Source organism: Sulfitobacter sp. HI0027, assembly GCF_001634775.1.
In the GTDB taxonomy this organism is placed as follows: domain Bacteria; phylum Pseudomonadota; class Alphaproteobacteria; order Rhodobacterales; family Rhodobacteraceae; genus Sulfitobacter.
Genome location: NZ_LWER01000169.1, coordinates 1 through 217, shown reverse-complemented (window position 1 = coordinate 217; position 217 = coordinate 1). Strand labels below are relative to the sequence as shown.

The following is a 217-nucleotide window of genomic DNA, read 5'->3' as shown; positions in this document are numbered from 1 at the left end:
AGAGGATTTGGCCCAGCGGTTCGCCGGTCAGGGTCACGACTTTCCGGTTTCGATTGGACCGAAGATGCCGCAGGCGTGCCGACCTTTTCGGGCTGCCTTGCCCGGTTTCACTGCAACACCTACGCCGTGCATCCGGCGGGCGATCATTCGCTGATTTTGGGCCATGTGCAACAGGTTGCCCTGCGCGAGGATGGCGCGGCGGGGCTGATGTTCGACC

Annotated in this window: 1 protein-coding gene; it reads left to right on the top strand. The window is 63.1% G+C overall.

What is annotated here, in order from left to right:
* Positions 1-217, top strand: a 217-nt coding sequence (locus A3722_RS10735) for a flavin reductase family protein (protein WP_201722011.1), incomplete at both ends; no start/stop codon positions are given.